The following is a 9,959-nucleotide window of genomic DNA, read 5'->3' on the forward strand; positions in this document are numbered from 1 at the left end:
CTGCCCTTTTCTTTTCCAGACCAAAAGACTACCTGCTGGAAAAGAACAAGAAAAACCAGAAAGGATGTGGTGACTTATCATTATAGGAATTGATCATGGATATTATGCCATAAAAACTCCCCATGTGTGTTTCCCGACAGGACTGACCGGGTACGATTATGAGCCGTATACTATGCAGAATGTCCTGCAGTATAATGGGAAATTTTATGTGTGCGGAACCGGGCGGCAGACGCTGGTGAGAAGTAAGACTTCCAATGACAATTATTATCTTTTGACAATGGCAGCGATTGCCCAGGAGATCCGCTACCGCCGGGGAGAGCGGAAAACAGATGTAGTTCTGGCAGCCGGCCTTCCTTTGGCAAGTTTTGGCAGGGAGAAAAAAGGCTTCCGGGAATATCTGTTTCGGAAAGAGCAGCCTCTGCGTTTCCGGTATGAGGATGAGAGCTATGAGATACGGATTCAGGATGTAAAACTGTTCCCACAGGGTTACTCGGCACTGGCTCTCCACCCGGAATGTGTTCGGGACGAGCCTTCTGTTCTTCTCGCAGACATCGGTGGATGGACCGTTGACCTGATGCGGCTGGACAACAGTGTTCCAAACGCCGCGACCTGCCGCAGCCTGGAGCTTGGTGTAATCCGGTGTGTGGATGAAATCACCGAACAGGTACGCAGAAATACCGGGCTGTCTGTAACGGACATTCAGATAGAACGTGTTCTGAACGGCCAGAGCTGCAGCATGGACCCGGCTGCAAAAGAAATTATTGTCCGGCAGGGAAGGCTTTACACGGAGAAAATACTGTCTGCAATTATGGAAGCCGGGTTTGATCTGAAGGCAATTCCGTCCGTGATCATGGGCGGCGGAGCTAGCATCTTGAAACGGCATGTGACACCGCAGGACGGGCTGTGTCAGCAAGTTTACCTGACAGACGTACACGCCAACGCTTCCGGCTATGAGCGGATTGTGGGGCAGATGTGCGCGAAGTAAAGAGGCCTGTTTTCTCGTTCCGCCTGAACCTTGATAACCCGGACCACAAAAAGGCATGGGAGATCCTGCAAAGTGTTCCGGATGGGCAGAAGAGCAACTATCTGGTTCAGGTGATTTTAAAAGATCAGGAAAACAACCAGCTGGAGAAAAGCATCCGGCAGGCAATCCGGGAAGAACTGGCAGGTGTTTCCATTTCAGGCTCCGGGGAAAGTGTTTCAAAGAAGGAAGAAATTCCATCCCAGATGCTGGATTTTCTCTCCGGGCTTGAGGATGCATTCTGAAAAAGTCAAGTCTTTCCCGGCGATAAAATAGCCAAAATTCAAGCAGTCAAATTAGTATAAATCACGGATCTTTGAAAGGGGTGATGCCTATTGAATGTTATTAGATCTGCATCCTTTGGGGGCTTTTGAAAGCCTCATATTCGTTGGGTATTGTGAATAGCTTTCTGTCACGTTTTAGGGTATGTTGTGTGTAGAAAAAAGAAAGGAGAACAAACGCATGGAGATGAAAAACATATGCGGAAAGATCCCGGTAGAGCTGCATGAAAAGTTAAAACTGGAGGTCGAAGAGTTAGGAATCAGCATACCAAAATACCTTGAAATGGTAATCGAAGAACACATGACAAGAAAAGGAGAAAAGACGAACATGGCAGATTTAAGAACAGTAGCAGTACAGGTAACCGAGGATTTATTTTCCAGACTGAAAGCAGTCCTTGCCAAGAACGGCATGAAACAGAAAGACTTCTTAATCGGGCTTATCGAAGAGGCAATCGAAAAAGAGGAAGCCAAATGGAAAGCAGAGTCAGAGGAAGCCGAAGAAACAGAAGGAGAACCAGCAGAATCAGAAATGGAAGATCCTGAGACTGCGGAATCAGAACCGGATGAAGAGTCAGCAGAACCTGAAGCAGAAGAGCCTGAGACAGAAGCACTGGAAGCTGAAACAGACGGAGAAATGACAGAACCGGATGAAGCTGAAGCAGATGAAGAGCCGACAGAGCCAGAAAACGAAGAGCCAGCGGAAGCAGAGTCAACAGAACTGGAAACCGAAGAAGCAGAAGAATCTGAGCCAGAGGAAGCGGAATCAGAAGAATAGACATCAAAAAACAGAAACCAAGAGACTGAGACGGTGCAGAGAAATCTGCACTGTTTTTTTCGCAGCGAAGGGAGGCTGATAGCCGGAACAATTCGATTTTTTGACCTTTTCAGTGGAATCGGAGGATTCCGAGAAGGGCTGCAAAGAGCAGGAGGCTTCGCCTGTGTCGGACATTGTGAAGCGGATGCGTATGCAGACCACAACTACCGGGTGCTGTTTGATACGGAAGGAGAGTGGTTCTGCAATGACGCAAGAAATATTGAAACAGAACGAATGCCGGACTTTGATCTTTTATGCGCGGGATTTCCTTGCCAGGCATTCTCCATCGCTGGACGAAGGGAAGGATTTGCCGATGCAAGAGGAACCCTTTTCTTCGAAGTTGCCAGACTGGTTGCAGACAAACGACCTGCGTATTTTCTCCTTGAAAACGTACCCGGTCTGCTTTCGCATGACAAAGGGCGGACGTTTCACACCATCCTCAGTACGCTATCTGAACTGGGGTATCATGTCGAATGGAAGGTGCTTAACAGCAAGGATTTCGGAGTCCCACAGTCAAGGAAACGAGTGTATATTGTCGGATATCTTGATGGAAGATGTGCCGGAAAAATATTACCTTTCCCAAAAGCAAATGGAACAGCTCTTATACAAGTCCATGCTGGCAAACAGGGAGAAAGAGTCTACGCAGAAGAAGGACTGAGCTGCACATTGACAAGCGGGGCTGGTGGTATGGGTGGCAAGACTGGATTATACGAAGTCGGTATCCCAATCAAGGAAAACACCCGAAAAGGATACAAGATGGCTTATGAGGGTGACAGCATCGATCTCGGCTATCCGGGCATCAACAGCCGCAGGGGAAGAGTCGGGCATGAGATCGCCCATACTCTGACGACCGGAAACCAGCAGGGGACACTGCATTTTGTAGATATTTCCCCTCCGCCGCTGGTGACAGAGGTTGCAAGATGTCTGAATACCAGACAGGATTCCAGCATCCATAACCACAGGGGCGAAAGCTCCGGGGTGCTGGTGGAAGAAACGCCAAGGGCAGTGCTGACACCGACCAGGGAAAAAGTCCGCCAGAATGGAAGAAGAATGAAAGAACCGGAAGAGCCAATGTTCACCATTACGGCAACTGACCGTCATGGAGTGATCTACCACGGCAGAATCCGCAGGCTGACGCCAAGGGAGTGTCTGCGGCTGCAGGGATACCGGGATGGTCAGATTTCCAAGATGGAAAAAGAAACATCGGATAACCAGCTTTACAAGCAGGCCGGGAACGGTGTCACCGTCAATGTCATCGAAGCAATAGGCAGAAACCTGAAAGCCGTGGATGAAGAAATCCGAAGCAGCTCACCTGTTCCAGAAGCGAAGGGTGGGTGAAGCAGATCGACTTAAAAGATCAGTATTTTGGTACAGAGATTGAGATGACAGGTATCAGCCGTTACAAGGCGGCTGCCGCTGTTGGAAGAATGTTCGGAACAGAGCCATATCATATCCGTTCTTACGATTCCTGGTGTGTAAAAGATTCAGATGGAAAAACGTGGAAATTTTCAAGGGACAGCAGTATTGACTGTGAAAGGCTGGCAAATGGTACCGTAATAGATGCTGATGGAGATTATTCGACAGAGATGGTATCCCCAAAACTGGAATATTCGGAAATGGGGAAGCTCCAGGAAGTGGTGCGGTGTGTCAAAAACGCAGGTGCTTTTGTTAATTCCTCCTGAGGCATGCATGTCCATGTGGACGCATCCAACCATACACCAAGGAGTCTGAAAAATGCATTGACGATCATGTACTGCAAAGAGGACATTCTGTTCAAAGCATTAAAAGTGCAGACCAGCAGGGAAGATGAGTACTGTCAGAAAGTACGTCCTATGGTATTGGAGAAGATCCGCCGGATGCCCAACAGCACCATCACAATGGAAAAATTCAAAAGGGCATGGTATGAGGGAAATGACGGAAGTTCCGAGCATTACAACTGGACAAGGTATTACGCATTAAACCTACATGCTGTTTTTTCCAAGGGAACACTGGAATGGCGCTGTTTTGAAAGCACCCTCCATGCAGGAAAAGTCCGGTCGAATATCACACTGGCACTTGCCATATCCGCACAGGCAATCAACCAATCCTGTACCCATGCAAAAAAGACGGAGATCGGGGATAACCCGGCATTTACCTTTCGTACCTTTTTGCTCCGCCTTGGATTGATCGGGGACGAATACAAAAATGTGCGGAAGCATCTGCTTGCCAATCTGGACGGGGATAAGGCATGGCGGTATGAAAAAAGTACCTATGCCTGTCTGCAGAATCCAAGACGGACAGGTGATGCGAGATAACAGAATAATGAGAACAGACAGGCCGGGTGGAAACATCCGGCTGTTCTTATGCAAAATGAAGAAAAAGAAGAAAGAGGTAGAAAACATGAAGAGTAAATATCAATTCAGGCGAATCCTTTCAGGGGTGATGGCGGCAGTCACCATCTTATCCACAGTCATTTCACCGCTGACGGTGTATGCTTCGGAAGAGCAGAAAGCGGCGGAACCGCTAGCGTATGAATCCGTAAAGGATCTGCTGGATGAAGAGGAAGTGGTAAAAGCCACCGATCTGGAGCTGGAAGTCGGACAGACATTTGATATTTCCAGTGACCATACCAATCTGGAAATCAAGGACGAAGGCAAAGTCAAAGTGACATTCCAGAAAGCAGAGAATGACGCCGGGGAGAGCTTCAGCACCAGCCATGCAGACACTTACCATGCCGTTTATTATGTGGAGCCAGTCAACCAGAACCACCCGGTTTATCAGATTGGGAGAAACCTGATCGTAAAAGAACCTGTGACAGCGTCTCAGAGTGAACCACAGGCAGAACAGGCAGTTACCGAAGAGGATACAGGTTCTGATGATGAGGAAGCTGCCTCGCAGGAAGAAACTGAGACAGTGCCTGTAGAGACAGAAATTGTTGAATCGGAGACAGCTGAATCTGAAACAGAGGAAGCTGAGACAGAAGAACCGGAAGAAACAGAATCCGAATTTCAGGATGGACTTTCTGAATCCGAGTTTGATGCCGCATTAGAGGAATCCGAAACGGAAAATACAACCGATGAAGAATCCGGGCTGACACTCAGCGATGTTCTGGAGCAGGCAGGGGAACAGGATATTGACCTGATGGCAATGGAAGATGGGGAAACCGTTTCATTCACCGCAGTCAATACCAGTACAAGAGCAACCCAGGACGTGGATGTGACAAGAGGGACTGCATACTATTATGCAGACTACGGTCTGGGCTCCTATGTAACCTATAAATATACCGTTAAATTTGGAAATGTGTCTGCAACTGCCTACTGTGTGCAGCCATCCAAAGCGGGACCTGGGGATGGTGTTTATAAGATTACCAAACTGGGTGACAGCAAAGCACTGGCAAAAGTGTGCTACTACGGAACCAAAGCATCTGGTGAAAATGGATTCTTTTCTGAAAAGCACCCTGATTTTTCTGCCGGAAAACAGTTTATCATCGTCCATCTGGCAGCGTCCTATGCCAATAACAGCGGTGACGCTTTTTCTGGTACGAATGCTACCGGGCAGGCCCTTGCAAAAGAACTCTATGATTACTGCATGAGCCAGCCGGAGATCCCGGAAGTGGACATGAGCTTTTCAAACGCAGATGTGACAGCATATATCAGCGGCAACAGCCAGAGAACAGAAGAGATCACATTCAAGGCATCCGAACTGCAGACCATCACCATGAAGCTGCCGTCCGGTGTCAAGTTGCATAACGTGACAACCGGAAAAACCAGCAGTGCAGGTGCATCTGTAGAAATCTGCGGCGGTACCAAATTTTATTTATCCGCACCGTTGACACAGGCTGTGGATGTCAAAGGGGAATGGTCTTCCACCATGAAAGGAAGCATCATCAAAGACTACTCCGCTTATAAGATCACCACCGGAAGCGAAACACAGGACCTTGCCCTGGTATTTGGTGAGGGCGTGACCGATGAGAAATATGTAGATTTTAAAGTATCATGGGTAAAACAGGCAACACTGGAGATCGTAAAGAAAGACCGCAAGAGCAACAAAGCCATCGCAGGTGCAGTCTATGGCGTTTACAGTGACAAGGACGGAAAGAACCTGATCACAAAGATGCCGGCCACAGATACCAACGGAGCTTCCAGCGTTACGATCACCAAAACACAGGATACCGTATACCTGAAAGAGATCTCTGTACCAAACGGATACCTGCTGGACACCAAAGCCTACGACATAAAACTGGTGATCGGGGATAAGGACAGGCACACTTTACCCTGGACCTGCCGCTTGGAACTTATTATGTAAAAGAAATTTCCGCACCGGACGGTTTTGTATCCTCTGATGAGGTGCTGGAATTCGATGCCACCTATCAGGGACAGGACATCCTGACCATCAAGCTGAAATCTGTGAAGAAGAACCAGCCGACCACCATCGAAGTGACCAAATCTGACCTGACCACAGGCGTAGAGCTGAACGGGGCATCCCTTTCTGTTCTGGATAAAGATGGAAACGTGATCGACAGCTGGACTTCCGTAAAGGATGAGCCTCATGTAATCAAATACCTGACTGTTGGAAAAACCTATATCCTCCGTGAATCCCTTGCACCGCTTGGCTATTTAAAGACCACGGATGTGGAATTCACCGTTCAGGATACCGCAGAAGTACAGAAAGTGGAAATGAAGGACGATGTGCCGAAAGCACTGCTGATCGTAAACAAGAAAGGTGAATTCCTTGACAAGATCACTCTGCTGGACAATGTCAAAGGCGTTGTGGAGCATTTCTTTGAGTACATCACAGGAAGCCTGACAGACGTTACCTTTGAGATTTACGCTGCAGAGGATATCAAAGCGGCCGATGGCGTAAGCCCGGATTATTATGTTAAGGACGAGCTGGTGGCAACTGTGACTACCGATGCAAATGGTGTTGCAGAAGTATCTGACCTTCCGGTTGGAAAATACTATGTCAAAGAGGTAGGCACAGCATATGGTTATGTGCTGGATGAAGAACCACGATATGTAGATCTTTCCTACCGTGACCAGGATACCCCGGTTGTTGTATACGATGAGGACTGGCAGAACAACCGCCAGAAAGTGAAAGTGAACGTCCTGAAGAAAGAAAAGGATACCGACCGTGTATTAAAAGGCGGCATCTTTGGACTTTATACCAGAAACGACATCCTGTCCGCATCTGGAAAGGTGCTGATGGAAGCTGACACCCTGATCGAGCTAAAAACAACGGATGCAGATGGAAAGATTTCCTTTATTGCGGACCTGCCGATCGACGGAACCTATTATGTGAAGGAGCTGTATGCACCGGATGGATTTGTCACCACCGGAGAAGAGCAGGAATTTGTTTTTGAGTACCAGGGAGATAAAGAAGCAGAAGCGTCCTATGAGTTTGTATTTGAAAATGAGCCGACAACCGTGGAACTTTCCAAAACCGATCTGACCACAGGCGAGGAACTGCCGGGTGCCAGATTACAGCTGACCGATGAAAACGGGGCTGTGGTTGAGGAATGGACATCCACTGAGGAACCACACATCATCAAAGAACTGGTCGTAGGAAAATCTTATACCCTGACAGAGACCAAGCCGGCCGATGGATATGCCACTGCGGAAAGCATCACATTCACCGTGGAAAATACCGCAGAGACCCAGAAACAGGTGATGGAAGATGACGTGACCAAAGTGGAGATCAGCAAAACGGACATTACCGGAGATCAGGAGATCGAAGGAGCCAAACTGACCATTACAGATGAGAATGGCAAGATTGTAGATAGCTGGACTTCCGGAAAAGAGCCGCACTATATCGAAAAACTTCCAATCGGCAAATACACCTTAAAAGAAGAGCAGGCTCCAAATGGTTATGTGGTAGCGGAAGAGATCACCTTCGAAGTGGCAGACACCGCTGAGATCCAGAAGGTAGCCATGAAAGACGATACCGCCAAGGGACGTCTGATCGTTGAGAAAACGGATAAGGATACCGGAGCCGCACTGAAAGGGGCAGAATTTGAACTAAGGGATGCCGATGGCAAAGTGGTAGAAACACTGACCACCGATGAAAACGGCCATGCAACCAGCGGACTGCTTGCAATCGGAACGTATAAGGACGGCAAATTTGACAAGGCAGCCACTTATTATCTGGTTGAAACCAAAGCACCGGAAGGATACCAGCTGGACGAAACAAAGCATGAAGTGACATTTACCTATGTAGATGACAAAACCCCGGTAATCGAAGTCATCCAGAAAGTGACCAATGAGAAGCTGCCGGATGATACCCCGTCTGTAAGCAACCCGAAAACAGGCGATGATACCAACCTCTGGATTCCTGTTTTGTGCCTGGTTCTTTCCGCAGGCGGTCTACTCGGCATGAGCCTGGCATCCAAGAGAAAGAAGAAAAAAGGGGGCAGATAAGCTGAAACAATTATATTTTGCCTATGGAAGCAACATGGATCTGGACCAGATGGCATATCGGTGCCCAAAGGCGGAGGTGGTAGAAACCGTCCGCCTGGAGGGGTATCGGCTGACTTTTGCTGCCGCAGGGAGCGGTCTTGCCACCATCTTCCCGGAAGAGGGAAGCCATGTGGACGGCGTCCTCTGGTCACTGACCGGGGACTGCGAAAAGAGCCTGGATCTTTATGAAGGCTATCCGGATTTTTACGACAAACAGGAGATCACCGTCAAGGATAAAGCTGGGAAAGAGATCAAAGCGATTGTCTATATCATGACAAAAGACTACATGCAGAACTTTAATCCGCCCGGACAGTCTTATCTGACCGGAATCTTAAAGGGCTGCAGGCAGAACCACATCCCAACGGGACCGATCCTGAAAGCAGCCAGAAAACCGCCTGTGCCGGGACAGACGCAGAAAAGCCAGCCAAAGAAGCAGAGGAAAGCCGGACAGGAACGATGAAAATCGTGAAAAAACTTTTTCAAACGGTATGCTTTGCAGCACTTTTCTTAAGTGCCGGGTTCCTGATTTACCACATGGTATATCTCCCAATGGAGAATAAAAAGCTGGTGGCAGAGCTGAAAGGGAATTTCCCGGAGCCGAAAGCTCCGGGAGCCTCAGGCTCTGAAAAGAAAGACCAACCAGCTGGAAGAAAATGCCCGGTAGCTGCGGTAGACCTTGTTTCTCTCCGAAAACAGTACCCGGATGTGCAAGGATGGCTGACCATACCGGACACCGGGATTGATTACCCAGTGCTTCAGTCCGAACAGGAGAATGGGGAGTTTTACCTGAAACGGAATTACAAAAAGGAATATGACATCAATGGAAGCCTGTTTTTACAGGCAGACTGCAAAGTGTCCGAAAGTCGGAATCTCATCATTTACGGTCACAACATGAACAGTGGGGCGATGTTCGGAAACCTGGACTTATATGCAGGGGAAGATTATTATAACACCCATCGTTTTGCTTATCTTCAGACAGAGGACGGCATTCAGGAATACAGGATCGTCACGGTGCAGAAAGCAGACCGGGATCTGTTTCCGTTCCAGCAGAAACTCCCAGATGCGGCGGCAGTGCAGGAGTACTTAAAAGCAGCTAGGCAGAGAGAAGTGTTCGAAACCGGGGATGATTACCTGAAGTGTATATACGATAAGGTTTTGACGCTCGTCACGTGTTCGTATGAATGGAACGGTGCCAGGAACGTTGTTCTGGCGGTGCCGGTTTCCGGGGCAGTGTGGAGCCAAAAGTGTTCGTAAGTACCCCAAAAGTGCAGAAAATGAGACAAATGATGACCGCGTTAAGTTTTACGTGAAGTTCCCGATAGCTGCAAACTAATCTATTGCAAGGTAAATTCCCGAAAAACAGGAGTTTATCGAGAAATAATTGTAGTACGTTGATAAAAATAGTATAATAA

7 protein-coding genes and 2 pseudogenes are annotated in these 9,959 nt (G+C 48.1%); all 9 read left to right on the top strand.

The features are described from left to right. Positions 1–76: 76 nt before the first annotated feature. The 9 genes and pseudogenes from KQI91_RS07950 (at position 77) to KQI91_RS07985 (ending at position 9,801) form a co-directional block, all read left to right on the top strand. The gene (locus KQI91_RS07950; protein WP_216392320.1) at positions 77–985 is read left to right on the top strand and encodes a ParM/StbA family protein; all 909 of its coding nucleotides are present in this window, start codon (positions 77–79) and stop codon (positions 983–985) included. Next, a complete protein-coding gene (locus KQI91_RS07955; protein ID WP_216392312.1) occupies positions 973–1,266 on the top strand; it encodes a plasmid segregation centromere-binding protein ParR in 294 nt (97 codons plus the stop codon). Before KQI91_RS07950 ends, KQI91_RS07955 begins: the two co-directional genes overlap by 13 nt. Before the next feature lie 217 nt (positions 1,267–1,483). Continuing rightward, positions 1,484–2,077 (top strand): hypothetical protein, encoded by a 594-nt coding sequence (locus KQI91_RS07960; RefSeq protein ID WP_216392313.1) that lies wholly within the window; start codon positions 1,484–1,486, stop codon positions 2,075–2,077. 75 nt (positions 2,078–2,152) lie between these two features. Beyond that, positions 2,153–3,454 carry a DNA (cytosine-5-)-methyltransferase gene (gene dcm, locus KQI91_RS07965; protein ID WP_253288454.1) on the top strand — a complete coding sequence of 434 codons (1,302 nt, stop codon included), beginning with the start codon at positions 2,153–2,155 and terminating at the stop codon, positions 3,452–3,454. A 5-nt stretch (positions 3,455–3,459) separates the two neighbouring features. Then, positions 3,460–4,410: pseudogene (locus KQI91_RS07970) on the top strand (amidoligase family protein). 832 nt (positions 4,411–5,242) lie between these two features. Beyond that, entirely contained in the window at positions 5,243–6,400 is a 1,158-nt protein-coding gene (locus tag KQI91_RS16480) for a thioester domain-containing protein (protein WP_442860603.1), read from the top strand. Then, a pseudogene (locus KQI91_RS16485) lies at positions 6,352–8,508 on the top strand (MSCRAMM family protein); the annotation flags it as partial. The gene KQI91_RS16480 and the pseudogene KQI91_RS16485, both read left to right, overlap by 49 nt. Before the next feature lie 34 nt (positions 8,509–8,542). Continuing rightward, positions 8,543–9,007 (top strand): gamma-glutamylcyclotransferase family protein, encoded by a 465-nt coding sequence (locus tag KQI91_RS07980; protein WP_216392315.1) that lies wholly within the window; start codon positions 8,543–8,545, stop codon positions 9,005–9,007. Then, positions 9,004–9,801 carry a class B sortase gene (locus tag KQI91_RS07985; RefSeq protein ID WP_216392316.1) on the top strand — a complete coding sequence of 266 codons (798 nt, stop codon included), beginning with the start codon at positions 9,004–9,006 and terminating at the stop codon, positions 9,799–9,801. The genes KQI91_RS07980 and KQI91_RS07985 overlap by 4 nt, the downstream gene beginning before the upstream one ends. Positions 9,802–9,959: the final 158 nt, after the last annotated feature.

The sequence above is a fragment of the Blautia sp. MSJ-19 genome (assembly GCF_018918125.1).
Lineage (GTDB): Bacteria > Bacillota > Clostridia > Lachnospirales > Lachnospiraceae > Blautia_A.

Excerpts from the sequence above, each read along its gene's own strand:
- KQI91_RS16480 (WP_442860603.1), top strand. The coding sequence starts at position 5,243 with ATGGAAGATGGGGAAACCGTTTCATTCACCGCAGTCAATACCAGTACA.
- KQI91_RS07985 (WP_216392316.1), top strand. The coding sequence starts at position 9,004 with ATGAAAATCGTGAAAAAACTTTTTCAAACGGTATGCTTTGCAGCACTT.
- KQI91_RS07960 (WP_216392313.1), top strand. The coding sequence starts at position 1,484 with ATGGAGATGAAAAACATATGCGGAAAGATCCCGGTAGAGCTGCATGAA.
- KQI91_RS07980 (WP_216392315.1), top strand. The coding sequence starts at position 8,543 with ATGGATCTGGACCAGATGGCATATCGGTGCCCAAAGGCGGAGGTGGTA.